The organism is Pseudoalteromonas piscicida, from assembly GCF_002744175.1.
Taxonomy (GTDB): Bacteria; Pseudomonadota; Gammaproteobacteria; order Enterobacterales; family Alteromonadaceae; genus Pseudoalteromonas; species Pseudoalteromonas piscicida_B.
In genome coordinates, this window is sequence record NZ_NKHF01000070.1 from 1 (window position 1) to 15,662 (window position 15,662).

Genomic DNA, 15,662 nt, shown 5'->3' on the forward strand with positions numbered 1-15,662 from the left:
TAAGCGGCCTTTTTTAATGCCTCGTACGAGCGATTTTACATCGTGACTAGGGCCTGTTGACCTTTGCCTCAAATAGACCACTTGATTAAGCGAGTTGGTATTATTTCTCAGATCCATATTTCCACCATGTATTTCTCCTAAGCTTCAGCCTACCTTGCCACTGATTTCGTAAAAATTTGGTTAATTTGCCAAAGGTGTGCAAAATACTCTCAGTATAAAATTAAATCCTCTGAACTTGGGAGAACAAGTTGTTGTGCCGAGATCAGGTTACATAATAAGGACTTTAAAATGTTCAATCTTATAACTCGAATGCGTGCTGCTATTGCATATGCTTCTATTGCATTATGTGCTTTCACTACTGTGGCTAATGTAGACAAAGACAGGTCTTATATCTTGGCTACTGCTTCGTCAGGCGGCACCTTCTACCCAGTTGGTGTGGCAATTGCGACATTAACTAAGTTAAAAGTAACACCACAACATGGTATGAGTGTCTCAGCGATTACGTCGGCAGGATCAGGTGATAACCTTAAGCTTATGCGTAATAAAGAAGCGGAATTAGCAATACTTCAAGGGCTTTATGGTGCTTGGGCCGTGCAGGGCTCGGGGGCGATGGAATCTGTGGGTAAACAAGATTATCTGCGTTCAGTGACTATGCTATGGCAAAATGTTGAGCACTTTGTCATTGATAAGCAATACGTGAAATCAGGGCACATGAGTGATCTAAAAAACCTTTATTCACAGGGATTTGGCATAGGAAAGAGAAATTCTGGTACCGAAGGGTCGGGTAAATACATCATGAAGGCACTAGGCATCGATAGTGAACAGTTTAACATGGTGCATAAAGGCTATGCAGGGTCTTCGAGCGCGCTGCAAAATGGTCAAATAGCAGGGATGAACATTCCAGCGGGCGTTCCGGTCAGTGCGGTGACCAGTGCTTTCGCAGCTGATGCCGATGGCATTACGGTGCTTGACTTTACCGACGAACAATTGCAAAAGGTAAATCATAATGTGGCATTGTGGTCGCGTTTTACTATTGCTGCTAACACCTATCCTGGCCAGTCACAGGCTATTCGCACAATTGCTCAACCAAACTTTCTTGCTGCTCATAAAGACATGAGCGAAGAAGATGTTTATCTACTGACAAAGACCATCTATGAAAACCTTGTCTTTTTGCAAACGATCCATAAAGCAACAAAGGCAATGGCAATTGAAAAAGCACTTATCGGGCTGCCTGCGAAATTGCACCCCGGAGCGCTCAAGTATTACAAAGAAGTTGGCATTTCTGTGCCAGCGCACTTGCAGTAGCTTAGTAATACAGTGGAGTAGGACAACCTATATCAATGAGTAATTTCAGTAACACGCAGGAGGCTTTATTAGCCCCCTCAGGACCGCAAAGTAATACAAATAAGCTGGCGTTTTATTTGGCAATAATCACAAGCCTAGTACATCTTTATTTTAACTTGGTTTCAACTTGGCCAGATAACTATATTTCGGCTATCCACTTTATGCTCTTTGGTTGTTTTGTGTTGCTCACCTCTCCTTTGCGGCTAGGCCTAATATCTTGGCTTGCCAGGCCAATTGATTTTGGACTTGGTTGTGGTCTGGTGATAAGTAGCGGTTACCTTATTTTTTATAGTGATGCGCTCGCCGAACGCAATTATGAGTTTGCGACATCCGATTGGGTCGCTTCTATTACAGCGGTTGTTGTGGCCTTAGAGCTGGTTCGGCGTTGTATGGGATGGTTTATTCCAATCATGATTATGCTCGCGATGAGCTATGTATTGTTTTTAGGGCAATTCATAGATGGCGTATTCCATTTTGCCGGTCTCAGTGCTGAAACCGTGCTGTTTCGTAATTTTTTCGATGATGGACTGTTTGGACCTATTGCTAAAATCTCTTGGACTTTTGTATTCATGTTCATCCTGTTTGGCGCTTTCTTAGTACAAGCAGGCACTGGCGACTTTATTATTCGTTTTGCAAATGCATTAGTTGGTCGCATGGTTGGCGGGCAAGGCTTAGTAGCCGTGGTGAGTTCAGGAATGATGGGGTCGGTGTCAGGCTCCGCCATTGCCAATACCGCTGCGACAGGTGTGATCACCATTCCTTTAATGAAAAAGGCAGGTTTTCCAGCGAAATTTGCTGCTGCCGTTGAAGCTGGGGCGTCAACTGGAGGGCAACTCATTCCGCCTATTATGGGGGCCGGTGTATTTGTGATGGCCTCTTATACTCAAATTCCTTATCTCACGATTATTGCTGCGGCATTTGTTCCAGCACTATTGTACTTTGCATCAATTGCGATATTTGTCAGGGTTCAGGCTAAGCGGCTAAATATTCAACCTTCAGTTCAAGGAGAGCAAGTCAGCGCTTGGCAAGAGTTGAAGTCAGGTTGGCATCATCTATTACCTATATTATTGCTCGTCACATTGATGATCTATGGCTTTACACCAACCTATGCGGTGGGCATTGCTACACTCAGTGTTTGTTTATTCTCTTTTATGTCTCGTACTCCCATGGGCTGGTCAAAAATGCTAGCCGCATTAGCGAGTGCCACCGAGAATAGCGCTAAGACGGCACTGCTATTGATTGCCATTGGTGTACTGATCAACTGCATATCAATCAGCTCCTTAGGGGTTACTTTTTCGTTGATGATTAATGAGTGGGCTGGTTCAAACTTGATGCTACTTCTGGCGTTAATTGCTCTAGCCTCATTAATCATTGGTATGGGGTTACCTGTTACGGCATCTTATATCGTATTAGCGACCTTGTCGGCCCCCGCGCTGTATGGGTTGATTAGTCAATCGGCGTTGGTAGAGGCGATTGTAAATGGTCAGCTTAATGAAACCGCAAGTATGATGATGAGTATGATGGCGCCTGCTCTCGGTGAAATATACAACCAACCGAATACTACGGCAGAACAAGTCTTTACAATATTAGCTGGGTTACCCCCTGAAGCTATCGAAATTATTCGCAGCAGTCAGTTTGATGCCGCGCACTTATCCATGATGTTGCTTTCTGCGCATATGATTATTTTTTGGTTATCACAAGACAGCAACGTCACTCCACCAGTTTGTTTAGTTGCTTTTACCGCTGCGGGGATTGCCAAAACACCGCCAATGGCAACAGGGATTGAAGCCTGGAAAACGGCAAAAGCCTTGTACATAGTGCCACTCCTATTTGCCTATACTCCCTTCATAGGCGGTTCGCAGTTAGAGGTTTTGCAAGTATTTATTACAGCGCTTATTGGTATATATGCACTGGTAGCTGCGATTTACGGGTATGCAGAAGCTAAGTTGAACTTTGCTCTTAGGAGCATATTTGCACTTTTAGGTGCCTTATTAGTCTGGCCCCATCAAGTTTGGTATGCAGATATTGCCGCTGCGTTGATCATCATAGCATTGCTAGGTCAGCAGGTATGGATAAATAAAAGAACCAACCCAAGTTAACAAAAGGCCCCAAAGATGGGGCCTTATACTTTTAGACTATATGTTGAATAGACTGGTATATTCGAGCCGGTAATAGCGTTTTGAGATGTTGCTCCAAAATATGTAGCGCATCGGTTCCACGAATACCCAAGGCTTCATCTTGTTCTATAAAGCCTTGTTCTTTTAAACTAGAGATAAAAGCGCTGAGCACTTTTTTTATCAAAAAACTCTGGGCTCTTCACACCATGCAATGTGCCGAGTCGTTCAGCAAGCGAGGCGCTTTCGCTTTCAAGCTCACTACGACTCAACCCTTGATGATGTTTAACTAAGTTAATGGTGATTGCATAGCGCTCTAATGTTAGATGGATCACTTTACCTAACATCTCTAATTGCGCCAAGGCTGCCCCTTCTTTATTGACCGATGCTAGATGCCCATCAAATGTGATCAGCTTTTTGGCTGCGAAGAATGTTAAAATAGATTCAATATACCCAGTTTGAAGATCGGTTAAAAACCATTCTTTTGCAAACAAAGGATACAATAACTCGACTTCTTTGCGGCACTCGTCGACTGTTAGGCTATAACGATTAAATAGCTGTTGAGCGATTAAGCTGGGTACGGCAAATAGATGAAGAATATTATTCCGATAATAGTTTAGCAGCGCCCGTTCTTTTTCTTTAACGCTAATAATGCTACCAAAGTTATCTTCTAGAACATCGAACTTGTCTAACTTAAGTGCGTGTTCTAGTAGGCCTTCGGCACTGCACTCTGGGACCGTGGCGTTAGAGTGGTATGGGGCATTACGATGCAAACCCAAATACAAATCCAGCTGTTGAATAAGTTGCGGCTTGGGCAGCGCAAATTGCTCATTACTCAGCAGTATTGTCGCCAGCAAATTAACCGAGTTAAGTGCTGCCGAATTATTGATTTCAGTCATAATCACATCAGCGAGATCCGCGACTTGTTGATTCAGCCAAACGGGCTTCTGGGTTTCTGTTGGATGGATCGAATCGCGCCAGTCTGGTTGCTGTTCATTTAAAAACTGGTTAACAGAAATTGGATCGCCAAAGTTTAAGTAACCTCGTCCGTAGTTTTTCAGATTCTTAATAGCCTTAAAAATGCCGAATATGGATTCGTTCTTTTTGCTGTTGCCAGCTAACTCTTTTAGGTACGTGTTGATCTCCATCACATGTTCATAGCCAAGATAAACAGGCACTAAAGATATAGGTCTATCAATGCCGCGAAGCATAGATTGCAAAGTCATGGCCAACATTCCCGTTTTTGGTGGCAATAAGCGACCAGTGCGGCTGCGCCCACCTTCGGTATAAAACTTGACAGAGTAACCTTTAATAAAGAGCTGACTGAGGTACTCTTTGAATACCGCAGAATAAAGCTTATTTCCAGAAAAGGAGCGACGAATAAAAAAAGCACCGCTGCGTCTAAAAATAGGGCCTGCAGGGAAAAAGTTAAGGTTAACACCAGCTGCAATATGAGGAGGCACTAGGCCTTGGTGGTAAATCACGTAGGTGAGTAGCAGATAGTCCATATGGCTACGGTGGCAGGGGACGTAAATTATTTCATGGCCTTTGTCTGCAAGTGCCTGCACTTTATCAGAGTTATTGACCTCGATACCGTTGTAGAGTTTGTTCCAAAGCCAAGTCAGAGCTCGGTCGGCCACGCGAACCATCGCGTCAGAATAGTTTGCCGCTATCTCATCGAGTAATGCTAACGCTTGTAGACGGGCTTCTTCTTGGCTTAGGCCTTTCGACTTGGCTTCGTCGGCAATGGCTTTTTTGATACTTTGCGATGCTAATATTGAACTAAATAGTTGCTCTCTAGAGGGAAGCTTAGGGCCGGTTGCTGCGAGTTTTTGACGACGGAAATGCACTCTGGCAACGCGTAAAAGCTTGTGAGGTAGCTCTTCAACATCGGCTTTATCGTTAAGGAGCTGGTTGAGTTCAATCGGGCGTGAGAATCGAACAAAGTTGTCGCGACCAGAAAACAGCACCACAAAGCATTTGCGTAACCAACTAGGGGTTAATGAATTCGACAGTAGCGTGCCAACGCCAGGCTTTTCTTTACCCGGGTTTCGGCCCCATAAAATCGTAACCGGGATCACCTGAACATCGTTATGTTCGTTGTCTTGTAACGCTTCAAAAATAGCTTTACTGTGAGCCAGCGCATGACTAGGTTTGTGCTCATTGCCAAAGACACTTGGCGGTGCTTGGATCCCCACAAAGCGGTTTAGTTCCCTATTACCAATACGCTCCTTTTGTGAAGGCCTAGGCAGTCCTAACTTTTTACACATGACATCTAATGCGACCATATCTGATGTCGAGTCTAGCCTTGCTACATAAAAGGTGGGAATACTAGGGTCAAGCTCATAATCTTCAATAGGGTTTTCTGGTAGCACTTTGCTTTTAACAAAAAGCCAGTTGCTGCAGCGAGCGATGGTGGTGAGCAAATAAGAAAAAATCTGCATGGGAATACCGAACAATTATCATTAGCCATAGAATACCAAGATTTAACTGGACTGACCATTTACAAAGGGCTTATCCGAGGATCTTGTTGTTTTACCTTTTGTTGAAAGTAGCATATGTCGTTGAGTGTTGGGTAGTGCAATATTTGTACGCTGGATCGTTTGCGGCGATAAACCCATATGAGACTCTAAGTAGCCGTAGAGATCCGAATGGCTTGGGTTATAGGACCATTTCTAAGGCAAAAAAATACTTTGTAATAGTTGTTGCATTTATCACCAATATCACTATAATATGCAGACTTTCTTGGCCAATGTGCCTAGGAAAGTAAATGAAAGGTCTGGATTTCAGGCCGTATGAACAGGAACTCCAATTGTGAGTTCAATGGTAGAAATAAAATAACAGCCGACTTCTCAGGAATAATTGAGTTAGTCTCGGTCGTTTTTTTATGCTCTTTTTAAATGCTCTTTCAATTTTGAGGTTTAAGAATGTCAAATCAACGCATTCGTATTCGCCTAAAAGCTTTTGACCACCGTTTGATTGACCAATCAACGGCGGAAATCGTGGAAACAGCGAAGCGCACTGGTGCTCAGGTTCGTGGTCCAATCCCACTACCTACGCGCAAAGAACGTTTCACAGTATTGATCTCTCCGCACGTAAACAAAGACGCGCGTGATCAGTATGAAATCCGCACCCACAAACGTCTGATCGACATCGTAGAACCAACTGACAAGACTGTAGACGCTCTAATGCGCCTAGACCTTGCTGCTGGTGTTGATGTTCAAATCAGCCTGGGTTAATCGGAAGATTAGAGAGGTTTTAGGAAAATGGCATTAGGTCTAGTCGGTCGTAAAGTGGGTATGACACGTATCTTCACTGAAGATGGTGTATCTATCCCTGTGACAGTTATCGAAGCGACTCCTAACCGTGTTACGCAGATCAAATCTGACGCAACTGACGGTTATAACGCGCTTCAAGTTACTGCAGGCGAGAAAAAAGCAAGCCGTGTAAACAAACCAGCAGCGGGTCACTTCGCTAAAGCTGGCGTTGAAGCGGGTCGCGGCCTGTGGGAATTCCGTCTTAACGGCGGTGAAGGTGAATTTGAAGTAGGTTCAGAGCTAACAGTTGAACTTTTCACTGAAGTGAAAAAAGTAGACGTTACTGGTACTTCAAAAGGTAAAGGTTTCCAAGGTGGTGTTAAGCGCTGGAACTTCAGCATGCAAGACGCAACTCACGGTAACTCTCTATCTCACCGTGCTCCTGGTTCAATCGGTCAAAACCAGTCTCCTGGTAAAGTTTTCAAAGGTAAGAAAATGGCCGGTCAAATGGGTAATGTTCGTTCTACGACACAGAACCTTGAACTAGTACGTGTTGACGCAGAGCGTAACTTGCTTTTAGTTAAAGGTGCAGTGCCTGGCGCTATCGGCGGTGACGTTATCGTTAAACCAGCTGTTAAAGCATAAGTCCTGGAGATTTAGTGATGGAATTAGCAATTAAAGGCGCTGGTGCGCTTGAAGTTTCCGAAGCTACTTTTGGACGTGAGTTTAACGAAGCATTAGTACACCAAGTAGTTGTTGCTTACGCAGCAGGTGCTCGTCAGGGTACTAAAGCTCAACTGACACGTTCTGAAGTACGCGGTGGTGGTAAGAAACCATTCCGCCAAAAAGGTACTGGCCGTGCTCGTGCTGGTACAATCCGCAGCCCAATCTGGCGCAGCGGTGGTGTGAGCTTTGCAGCTAAGCCGCAAGATCACAGCCAAAAAGTTAACCGTAAGATGTATCGCGGTGCGATCAAGAGCATTCTTTCTGAGCTTGTTCGTCAAGATCGTCTAGTAGTTGTTGAAAACTTTGGTCTAGAAGCACCAAAGACTAAAGAACTAGTAGCTAAGCTTAAAGAACTTGAGCTTAAAGACGTACTAATCGTGACTGAAGAAGTAGATGAGAATCTATTCCTTTCTGCACGTAACCTGTACAAGGTTGACACGCGTGACGTAGCTGGCATCGACCCAGTAAGCCTAATCGCTTTCGATAAGGTTCTGATTACTGCTGCTGCTGTTAAGCAACTTGAGGAGGCGCTAGCATGATCCGTGAAGAACGTCTTTTAAAAGTAATCCTTGCTCCACACATCTCTGAGAAGAGCACTGTATCTGCTGAAGAAAACAACACAATTGTTTTCAAAGTAGCTAAAGATGCAAACAAAGCAGAAATTAAAGCTGCTATTGAAAAGCTTTTCGAAGTAGAAGTAACTGGTGTTCGCACTCTAAATGTTAAGGGTAAGACAAAGCGTACTGGTATGCGTTTTGGCCGTCGTAGCGATTGGAAAAAAGCATACGTTACTCTTAAAGAAGGTAGCGAGCTAGACTTTGTCGGCGGCGCCGAGTAATAAGGGGAGTTAGAATTATGGCACTTCAAAAGTGTAAACCAACTTCTGCGGGTCGTCGTCACGTCGTTAAAGTGGTTAACCCTGATCTACACAAGGGTAAGCCTTACGCTCCGCTACTAGAGAAAAACTCTAAATCAGGCGGTCGTAACAACAACGGTCGTATCACGGTTCGTCATATCGGTGGTGGTCATAAGCAACACTACCGTGTAATCGACTTTACACGCACAAAAGATGGCATTCCTGCTAAAGTTGAGCGTCTAGAGTACGATCCAAACCGTAGCGCAAACATCGCTCTTGTATTATATGCAGACGGTGAGCGTCGTTACATTATTGCACCTAAGGGTCTTAAAGCAGGTGATGCAATCCAATCTGGTGTTGATGCACCAATCAAGGTTGGTAACACACTACCTATGCGTAATATCCCTGTAGGTTCTACTGTACACAACGTTGAACTTAAACCTGGCAAAGGTGCACAAATTGCACGTTCTGCTGGTGCTTACGTACAGATCCTTGCTCGTGAAGGTCAATACGTAACACTACGTCTTCGCTCTGGTGAAGTTCGTAAGGTTGAGTCTGATTGTCGTGCGACTCTTGGCGAAGTAGGTAACGCAGAACACATGCTACGTTCACTAGGTAAAGCTGGTGCAAATCGTTGGCGTGGTATCCGTCCTACAGTTCGTGGTGTTGCCATGAACCCGATTGACCACCCACACGGTGGTGGTGAAGGTCGTACTTCTGGTGGTCGTCACCCTGTATCTCCATGGGGCGTACCTACTAAGGGTTACAAGACTCGTAAGAACAAGCGTACTGATAAGTTCATCGTACGTCGTCGTACTAAATAATAGTTGAGGAATTGCCATGCCACGTTCTCTCAAGAAAGGTCCATTTATTGACCTACACTTGCTGAAGAAGGTAGAGAAAGCGTTGGAAAGCGGTGACAAGAAGCCAATTAAAACTTGGAGCCGTCGTTCAATGATCATACCTAACATGATCGGATTGACCATCGCTGTCCATAATGGTCGTCAGCACGTTCCTGTGTTCATCACAGACGAAATGATCGGTCACAAACTAGGTGAATTTGCACCTACACGTACTTACCGCGGTCACGCTGCGGATAAGAAAGCTAAGAAACGTTAATCGGAGGGTATGATGGAAGCATTAGCTAAACACAAATTCGCCTCTGGTTCGGCGCAGAAAGCACGTCTAGTGGCAGATCAAATCCGTGGACTTCCGGTTGATCGCGCGCTAGAAATCCTGGCGTACAGCCCGAAGAAAGCGGCTGTATTAGTTAAGAAAGTACTTGAGTCTGCTATCGCGAACGCGGAGCACAACGAAGGTGCTGACATTGATGAGCTTAAAGTGGCTAAAGTATTTGTAGACGAAGGTCCTACAATGAAACGTATTATGCCACGTGCTAAAGGACGCGCAGACCGCATCCTTAAGCGTACAAGCCACATCACTGTTGTGGTATCGGATAGCTAGGAGATATAAGTAATGGGACAAAAAGTTCATCCTACTGGTATTCGCCTAGGTATCTCAAAGCCTTGGGTATCTACTTGGTACGCGAATACAAAAGATTTCTCTGAACAGCTTTTTGGCGATCACAAAGTACGTCAATACCTTACTAAGGAATTGAAAAGTGCTTCTGTAGCTAAGATCGTTATTGAGCGTCCAGCTAAATCAATCCGTGTAACAATTCACACAGCTCGTCCTGGTGTTGTTATCGGTAAAAAAGGTGAAGATGTTGAAAAGCTTCGCCAAGCTGTAACTAAGCTTGCTGGTGTACCTGCGCAAATCAACATCGCAGAAGTACGTAAGCCAGAGCTAGATGCACAATTAGTTGCTGACGGTATTTCTTCTCAGCTAGAGCGTCGTGTTATGTTCCGTCGTGCTATGAAGCGCGCAGTACAAAACGCAATGCGTCTAGGCGCGAAGGGTATCAAAGTTGAAGTAAGCGGCCGTCTAGGCGGTGCTGAAATCGCACGTTCTGAGTGGTATCGTGAAGGTCGTGTACCTCTACATACTCTACGTGCTGATATCGACTACGCAACTTCAGAAGCTTTGACCACTTACGGTATCATCGGTGTTAAGGTTTGGATCTTCAAAGGCGAAGTAATTGGTGGTCTTCCACTAGTTCAAGAGCAAGAGAAGCCAGCTAAACGTGCGCCGAAGAAAGCTAAAAAAAGTGCTAAGTAAGAGGTAGCGACTAATGTTACAGCCAAAACGTACAAAATTCCGTAAGGTACACAAAGGCCGCAACCGTGGTCTGGCTACCAGCGGTAACAAAGTTAGCTTCGGTTCTTTCGGCTTGAAAGCGACTGGCCGTGGCCGTATGACTGCTCGTCAAATCGAAGCAGCTCGTCGTGCTATGACACGTCACGTCAAGCGTCAAGGTAAAATCTGGATCCGTGTATTCCCAGATAAGCCAATTACAGAGAAACCGCTTGAAGTTCGTATGGGTAAAGGTAAAGGTTCTGTTGAATACTGGGTTGCTGAAATTCAGCTGGTAAAGTACTTTAGAGATGGAAGGTGTTTCAGAAGAGCTTGCTCGCGAAGCATTCAACCTAGCTGCTCGTAAATTACCTTTCAAAACAACATTTGTAACTCGGACGGTAATGTAATGAAAGCTAGCGAACTTAAAGACAAAAGCGTAGAAGAGCTAAATGCTGAACTTCTTGAGCTTCTTCGTGAGCAGTTCAACCTGCGCATGCAAGCGAGCACTGGTCAGCTAGCTCAAACTCACGAGCTTAAAAAAGTACGTCGCAGTATTGCGCGTGTGAAAACGGTTATCAACCAGAAGGCAGGTGCATAATGAGCGATAAGATCCGTACTGTACAAGGTCGTGTAATTAGCGACAAAATGGACAAGTCAATCGTTGTTGCTATCGAGCGTCAGGTTAAACACCCGATCTACGGTAAGTTCATCAAGCGTACAACTAAGTTGCACGCACACGATGAAAACAACACAGCACTAGCAGGTGACGTCGTGACTATTCGCGAATGTGCACCAATCTCTAAGAAAAAATCTTGGACGCTAGTTGACGTGATTGAACGTCCTAAGAAAGCTTAATTTTAGTTTTTAACTAAATTAGACTTTTGATAAAGCCCCAGCATCTGCTGGGGCTTTTGCGTTTCAGGATAATGCTATGAATAGCTATCGAGCATCAGGTTAATCACCCGATCTACGGTACTCTCGATAAAAGGAAAGCATCAAGTGTACAACTAAGTTGCACGCACACGATGAAAACAACACAGCTACTCACAGGTGACGTCGTGACTATTCGCGAATGTGCACCAATCTCTAAGAAAAAATCTTGGACGCTAGTTGACGTGATTGAACGTCCTAAGAAAGCTTAATTTTAGTTTTTAACTAAATTAGACTTTTGATAAAGCCCCTGCATCTGCTGGGGCTTTTGCGTTTCGGGATAATGTTATCGAGCGTCACGTTAACCACCCGATCTAAGGTACTCTCGATAAAAGGAAAGCATCAAGCGGATAATTGAACTTTAATATATCCTCGACAGAAGGTAACTTGTTCTCTGTGCTCCTTACACTTACTAAGTTGCTGCTTGTATTTTCGTATAATATGTTTGTACCTAATTAAGTTGATGTTTTAGCGGGTTGGTGGTAGTTTTTAGATCTCTCACTCTGGTTTAATGAAGGATACTTGGGCACTCTTTTCAGGGGGCTTAACCAGTAATCAATAGCAATTCTCATCTCATATAGTTAGTGGGCCTTTTTCACAATTTTGTGCTGAGTATTTTCTATTTCTATATTTTGGTTTGAGTATGCTTTTTTAGTTGCAGATATACTTTCTAATTTCCAGAGTTTATACATGTTTCAACATTTTGTACTAACCTGTTTTAATTTGCGCAAGAAAGATTGGCAAGAGACGAAATCAAAAACGCAAGTCTTAACTGATGAGTGGATGAGAAATCGGCTGAAATTATTCGAACATTATTGTTTCGCTTCAGTAAAAGCACAAACGGAGCAAAACTTTAAGTGGCTAGTTTTCTTTGATGTATCGACCGCACCAGAGTTTCGCGAAACTATTAAGCGCTTAGCCACTGAATTTAAAGCATTCATACCTATTTATGCTGATGGAATGGAAGACTTTTTACCTGCTATCCGACGAGAGTTAAATACACAATTGGCTCAGCCATACTTGATCACTTCACGCCTAGATAATGATGATTGTTTACATCAGGACTATATTAAGGAGGTTCAGGCGCAGTTTGATCAGCAAAACTTCCTGGCTATAGACTTTATTGCTGGTTTTACACTTCAAGTTGCTCCAAAAGTAAGGTTTGGCAAACATGCACACGTGCATAACCCGTTTTTAAGTCTAATCGAAACAAGTAAAGAGTTTAAGACGATTTGGTGCAATGAACGTCATGGCTTTTGGTCTGAAATTAAACAAGTAAAGGCAGTACGAAATAAACCAATGTAGATGTCTGTGATTCACATTGAGAACAAAGTTAATGCATTCAAAGGTTTTGGTAATGTGAGCCTTGAGCAACTTCATGCTTTTAACATTTGTCCCAGTGCTTGGCATTATGTAAAGACAAATATAGAGCCATATAGAGCCTGGCGTGTTCAGGGAATATATCATCAGCTTCGCACGAGCTGGAAAGTCAACGCTAGGATACTTAAGAGAATATTATTTCATGGAGACCCGACTGCATAGCTGTCAGAGTTAAAGCGCGTTGCTGTATCGTTTAGATGTAAGTCTAGAGACCGAGTTTTATAATGCTCTCAACTGTAGGTGCAGAAAAGCTATATTGCCTGAGTTGATGGGTGAGCACCAACCCAGCGTACTATAGCCGATAAAAGTATAACGATTACAGGGTATTGGAATTGTAGCTAACCGAGTTGAGTTTTTACTTGCCAAGAAGATAAAACACACGCAATAAATAAAGATCCTGCGGATAGAAAGAGCATCAAAGTACTTTGTTGAAAATTTTCTATAGTTGGCTCGGCAATGAGTGCAGGTACAAAAACCATAGGCAATGTACCTGCTAAAGTGCGATATAACCCCAACAAGCTATACCCCACTTGTTCTGACAAGTGCAGAATACGCTTCTTAACTATGGAAACCTCTTCTATCGGGCTATAGAGAAAGCGATTTGCCCCCCAGATGAAAAAGTGTAGAACCAGTAAAACCATAAAGTAATACACTATATTACTAGGGGGAGTTAAGCTTTTTAAAAAGTTTATAAGTGATTCAACTCCTGATGTGCATACAACGATAGCACAAGGAACCGATCCTAGTAGAATCGAGCTGATAGCTTCTGTAAATATAGTGGAGTTTAGTTCAGGTTCGCTTCTCACAAAAAGCATCCGAAAGGGCAAAATAGTTTTATGGATTTATGGTGCTACAAATGTGCTAAAAAAACTAGTGATAGAAATTACGTGCAATAAGACAGTAAAAATAGACTTAACTAATTGAAAGGGATGAGAATTGAATGGTCGGCATAGCAGGATTTGAACCTGCGACCCCTGACACCCCATGACAGTGCGCTACCAAGCTGCGCTATATGCCGACAACATATTTACTATACGTTTTTTCTGGGAAAAGGCAATAAGTGGTTGGTTTGTTTGGACATTAAATGACCGTGTAGAGGGTTTTATTTTTTAGCTGTGAACAGCGGTTTTTGTAACTGGGTTCGCGCACCAAGATATAAATCTCAGTGCGCAGTCCTAATTTACTTGGTCCAGATACCTTTCGGTAGTGTTTTTTCTACCTCTGGATTGGTACTTGGATCAAACTCTGGTGTTACGCCTGCTTTGAGCTGCTTTTTATAGTCACAAGCAAGCCAAATCACAACTTTCCGAAGCATAAATAAAGCTATTACGTTGACCACTGCCATCAAACCCATTGAAATATCAGCGAGCGTCCACACTAATCCAAGCTCGCTGACTGCTCCAAACATCACCATACCTAATACGCAGGCTCTAAATACCATCATACCTTTCTTTGAGTGATGATCTAGAAAGAGTAGATTGGTTTCAGCATAGCTATAGTTGGCAACAATAGAAGTAAATGCAAAGAACAGAATTGCGACGGCAACAAAAATAGCGCCCCATTCACCTACATGGTGAACTAATGCTGACTGAGTTAGTTCGATGCCTGTTAAGCCAGAGTTCGGTTCAAGTTGACCAGATAACAAAATAAGAGAGGCCGTAGCAGTACAAATGACTATGGTATCAACAAATACACCTAGCATTTGCACATAGCCTTGTGAGGCTGGATGATTTGGGTTTGGCGTTGCACTTGCTGCTGCATTAGCTGCGCTCCCCATACCTGCCTCATTTGAGAATAAGCCGCGCTTAATTCCCTGAAGCATCGCTTGCATTACTGCATATCCTATAGCACCTGCGCCAGCTTGTTCAATTCCCATTGCACTTTTCACAATCAGCATGAATATATCTGGCAATTGAGTAAAGTTTACCGCACACACATAAAGTGCCAAAATAAGATAGGCAACTGCCATAAAAGGAACAACAAGCTCAGCAAATCGAGCTATTGTTTTTAAACCACCAAATATAATAATCCCTGAGGCCGCAACTAATGCGACGCCCATTACATATTTCGGCACATCAAAAGCAACTTCAAAAGCAGCAGCAATAGAGTTTGCTTGTACTGCATTAAAAACTAGACCAAAAGCAAGTATCAGGCAAAGTGAAAACAATACCCCCATCCATTTACGCTTTAAACCTAGCTCCATATAATAAGCAGGGCCACCACGGAAGTTACCATCATCATCTTTTGTCTTATATAGCTGTGCTAAACAACTTTCCGCAAAACTAGTTGCCATACCTATCAAAGCAATAAGCCACATCCACAATATTGCTCCAGGGCCGCCTAAATAAAGTGCAACCCCAACACCTGCCATATTACCTGTGCCAACGCGTGCGGCGAGAGAAGTACAAAATGCTTGGAAAGAAGAGATGCCATCTTCGGCGCCTTCTCGGCTTTGCATCATCACCTTCACCATATATGGGAATTGAGTAAACTGAATAAAGCCGAGTCTAATAGTGAAGAATACACCTGCGGCTATTAATAGGTAGATAAGTAGATGGCCCCATAAAAGACCACTTATCGAGTTTAAGATATCAGCCATGTATTTAGCCTTTTCCTAGGAACGAGTATTTAATGGGCGGTAATCTACCACAAAGGAATACAAAAACCGAAATTGCGATGACTTATCCACAAAAAATGTGGATAAGTTGTTAGGTTCCAGTGTGCTAAAAAATACTCTTGAAATATGTCCAAATAATTTAAAAAAAGGGTTGCACTTAAATCGGATCTCCCTATAATGCGACCCCACTGACACGGAGCACAACGCTGAAAAGCAACGAGCTAACGAGTCGGGAGTCAAGT

General features: G+C 43.4%; 16 protein-coding genes, 1 tRNA gene and 2 pseudogenes. 15 read left to right on the forward strand and 4 right to left on the reverse strand.

Annotation, left to right across the window (positions count from 1 at the left end; all coding sequences use genetic code 11):
* The first annotated feature begins 288 nt into the window (after positions 1 to 288).
* A complete protein-coding gene (locus CEX98_RS15285; protein WP_099642915.1) occupies positions 289 to 1,305 on the forward strand; it encodes a TAXI family TRAP transporter solute-binding subunit in 1,017 nt (338 codons plus the stop codon).
* A 35-nt stretch (positions 1,306 to 1,340) separates the two neighbouring features.
* The gene (locus CEX98_RS15290; protein WP_099642916.1) at positions 1,341 to 3,443 is read left to right on the forward strand and encodes a TRAP transporter permease; all 2,103 of its coding nucleotides are present in this window, start codon (positions 1,341 to 1,343) and stop codon (positions 3,441 to 3,443) included.
* Between the two features lie 31 nt (positions 3,444 to 3,474).
* Here the strand turns inward: CEX98_RS15290 and plsB are convergent.
* Positions 3,475 to 5,902, reverse strand: a pseudogene (gene plsB, locus CEX98_RS15295) (glycerol-3-phosphate 1-O-acyltransferase PlsB).
* A gap of 483 nt (positions 5,903 to 6,385) precedes the next feature.
* Between plsB and rpsJ the strand changes: the two are divergent.
* The 13 genes and pseudogenes from rpsJ to CEX98_RS23305 all read left to right on the forward strand — a co-directional run bounded on the left by rpsJ (position 6,386) and on the right by CEX98_RS23305 (position 12,728).
* On the forward strand, positions 6,386 to 6,697 hold the full coding sequence (gene rpsJ, locus CEX98_RS15300) for a 30S ribosomal protein S10 (RefSeq protein WP_010376390.1): 312 nt from the start codon (positions 6,386 to 6,388) through the stop codon (positions 6,695 to 6,697).
* Between the two features lie 27 nt (positions 6,698 to 6,724).
* Entirely contained in the window at positions 6,725 to 7,360 is a 636-nt protein-coding gene (rplC, locus tag CEX98_RS15305) for a 50S ribosomal protein L3 (protein WP_010376387.1), read from the forward strand.
* Between the two features lie 17 nt (positions 7,361 to 7,377).
* Positions 7,378 to 7,980, forward strand: coding sequence for a 50S ribosomal protein L4 (rplD, locus tag CEX98_RS15310; RefSeq protein WP_088529602.1), 603 nt, complete (start codon positions 7,378 to 7,380; stop codon positions 7,978 to 7,980).
* Positions 7,977 to 8,279: a 50S ribosomal protein L23 gene (gene rplW / locus CEX98_RS15315; RefSeq protein WP_095728987.1), complete on the forward strand. Its 303-nt coding sequence runs from the start codon at positions 7,977 to 7,979 to the stop codon at positions 8,277 to 8,279. Before rplD ends, rplW begins: the two co-directional genes overlap by 4 nt.
* Positions 8,280 to 8,296: 17 nt before the next feature.
* Positions 8,297 to 9,121 carry a 50S ribosomal protein L2 gene (gene rplB / locus CEX98_RS15320; RefSeq protein ID WP_010607737.1) on the forward strand — a complete coding sequence of 275 codons (825 nt, stop codon included), beginning with the start codon at positions 8,297 to 8,299 and terminating at the stop codon, positions 9,119 to 9,121.
* A gap of 16 nt (positions 9,122 to 9,137) precedes the next feature.
* Complete coding sequence (gene rpsS / locus CEX98_RS15325; protein ID WP_010376377.1) at positions 9,138 to 9,416, forward strand: 30S ribosomal protein S19; 279 nt, start codon at positions 9,138 to 9,140, stop codon at positions 9,414 to 9,416.
* A 12-nt stretch (positions 9,417 to 9,428) separates the two neighbouring features.
* Positions 9,429 to 9,761 (forward strand): 50S ribosomal protein L22, encoded by a 333-nt coding sequence (rplV, locus tag CEX98_RS15330; protein ID WP_010376375.1) that lies wholly within the window; start codon positions 9,429 to 9,431, stop codon positions 9,759 to 9,761.
* Positions 9,762 to 9,773: 12 nt separating this feature from the next.
* Positions 9,774 to 10,475, forward strand: coding sequence for a 30S ribosomal protein S3 (rpsC, locus tag CEX98_RS15335; RefSeq protein ID WP_010376374.1), 702 nt, complete (start codon positions 9,774 to 9,776; stop codon positions 10,473 to 10,475).
* Between the two features lie 13 nt (positions 10,476 to 10,488).
* Positions 10,489 to 10,900 (forward strand): annotated as a pseudogene (gene rplP / locus CEX98_RS15340) (50S ribosomal protein L16).
* Positions 10,900 to 11,091, forward strand: a complete 192-nt coding sequence (rpmC, locus tag CEX98_RS15345; RefSeq protein WP_099642917.1) for a 50S ribosomal protein L29 — start codon at positions 10,900 to 10,902, stop codon at positions 11,089 to 11,091. Before rplP ends, rpmC begins: the two are co-directional and overlap by 1 nt.
* Positions 11,091 to 11,348 carry a 30S ribosomal protein S17 gene (rpsQ, locus tag CEX98_RS15350; protein ID WP_010607740.1) on the forward strand — a complete coding sequence of 86 codons (258 nt, stop codon included), beginning with the start codon at positions 11,091 to 11,093 and terminating at the stop codon, positions 11,346 to 11,348. The genes rpmC and rpsQ (CEX98_RS15350) overlap by 1 nt, the downstream gene beginning before the upstream one ends.
* 86 nt (positions 11,349 to 11,434) lie before the next feature.
* Positions 11,435 to 11,635: a 30S ribosomal protein S17 gene (rpsQ, locus tag CEX98_RS15355; RefSeq protein WP_431520163.1), complete on the forward strand. Its 201-nt coding sequence runs from the start codon at positions 11,435 to 11,437 to the stop codon at positions 11,633 to 11,635.
* 478 nt (positions 11,636 to 12,113) lie between these two features.
* Positions 12,114 to 12,728, forward strand: coding sequence for a glycosyltransferase (locus tag CEX98_RS23305; RefSeq protein ID WP_277948928.1), 615 nt, complete (start codon positions 12,114 to 12,116; stop codon positions 12,726 to 12,728).
* Between the two features lie 413 nt (positions 12,729 to 13,141).
* Here CEX98_RS23305 and CEX98_RS15365 read toward each other — a convergent pair whose 3' ends face one another.
* The 3 genes from CEX98_RS15365 to CEX98_RS15375 all read right to left on the reverse strand — a co-directional run bounded on the left by CEX98_RS15365 (position 13,142) and on the right by CEX98_RS15375 (position 15,402).
* A complete protein-coding gene (locus tag CEX98_RS15365; RefSeq protein ID WP_099642919.1) occupies positions 13,142 to 13,444 on the reverse strand; it encodes a hypothetical protein in 303 nt (100 codons plus the stop codon).
* A 300-nt stretch (positions 13,445 to 13,744) separates the two neighbouring features.
* Positions 13,745 to 13,821 (reverse strand) — tRNA-Pro (locus CEX98_RS15370).
* Between the two features lie 162 nt (positions 13,822 to 13,983).
* Positions 13,984 to 15,402: an alanine/glycine:cation symporter family protein gene (locus tag CEX98_RS15375; protein WP_099642920.1), complete on the reverse strand. Its 1,419-nt coding sequence runs from the start codon at positions 15,400 to 15,402 to the stop codon at positions 13,984 to 13,986.
* Positions 15,403 to 15,662: the final 260 nt, after the last annotated feature.

Excerpts from the sequence above, each read along its gene's own strand:
- CEX98_RS15285 (WP_099642915.1), top strand. The coding sequence starts at position 289 with ATGTTCAATCTTATAACTCGAATGCGTGCTGCTATTGCATATGCTTCT.
- CEX98_RS15290 (WP_099642916.1), top strand. The coding sequence starts at position 1,341 with ATGAGTAATTTCAGTAACACGCAGGAGGCTTTATTAGCCCCCTCAGGA.
- rpsJ (WP_010376390.1), top strand. The coding sequence starts at position 6,386 with ATGTCAAATCAACGCATTCGTATTCGCCTAAAAGCTTTTGACCACCGT.
- rplC (WP_010376387.1), top strand. The coding sequence starts at position 6,725 with ATGGCATTAGGTCTAGTCGGTCGTAAAGTGGGTATGACACGTATCTTC.
- rplD (WP_088529602.1), top strand. The coding sequence starts at position 7,378 with ATGGAATTAGCAATTAAAGGCGCTGGTGCGCTTGAAGTTTCCGAAGCT.
- rplW (WP_095728987.1), top strand. The coding sequence starts at position 7,977 with ATGATCCGTGAAGAACGTCTTTTAAAAGTAATCCTTGCTCCACACATC.
- rplB (WP_010607737.1), top strand. The coding sequence starts at position 8,297 with ATGGCACTTCAAAAGTGTAAACCAACTTCTGCGGGTCGTCGTCACGTC.
- rpsS (WP_010376377.1), top strand. The coding sequence starts at position 9,138 with ATGCCACGTTCTCTCAAGAAAGGTCCATTTATTGACCTACACTTGCTG.
- rplV (WP_010376375.1), top strand. The coding sequence starts at position 9,429 with ATGGAAGCATTAGCTAAACACAAATTCGCCTCTGGTTCGGCGCAGAAA.
- rpsC (WP_010376374.1), top strand. The coding sequence starts at position 9,774 with ATGGGACAAAAAGTTCATCCTACTGGTATTCGCCTAGGTATCTCAAAG.
- rpmC (WP_099642917.1), top strand. The coding sequence starts at position 10,900 with ATGAAAGCTAGCGAACTTAAAGACAAAAGCGTAGAAGAGCTAAATGCT.
- rpsQ (WP_010607740.1), top strand. The coding sequence starts at position 11,091 with ATGAGCGATAAGATCCGTACTGTACAAGGTCGTGTAATTAGCGACAAA.
- CEX98_RS23305 (WP_277948928.1), top strand. The coding sequence starts at position 12,114 with ATGTTTCAACATTTTGTACTAACCTGTTTTAATTTGCGCAAGAAAGAT.
- CEX98_RS15365 (WP_099642919.1), bottom strand. The coding sequence starts at position 13,444 with ATGGTTTTACTGGTTCTACACTTTTTCATCTGGGGGGCAAATCGCTTT.
- CEX98_RS15375 (WP_099642920.1), bottom strand. The coding sequence starts at position 15,402 with ATGGCTGATATCTTAAACTCGATAAGTGGTCTTTTATGGGGCCATCTA.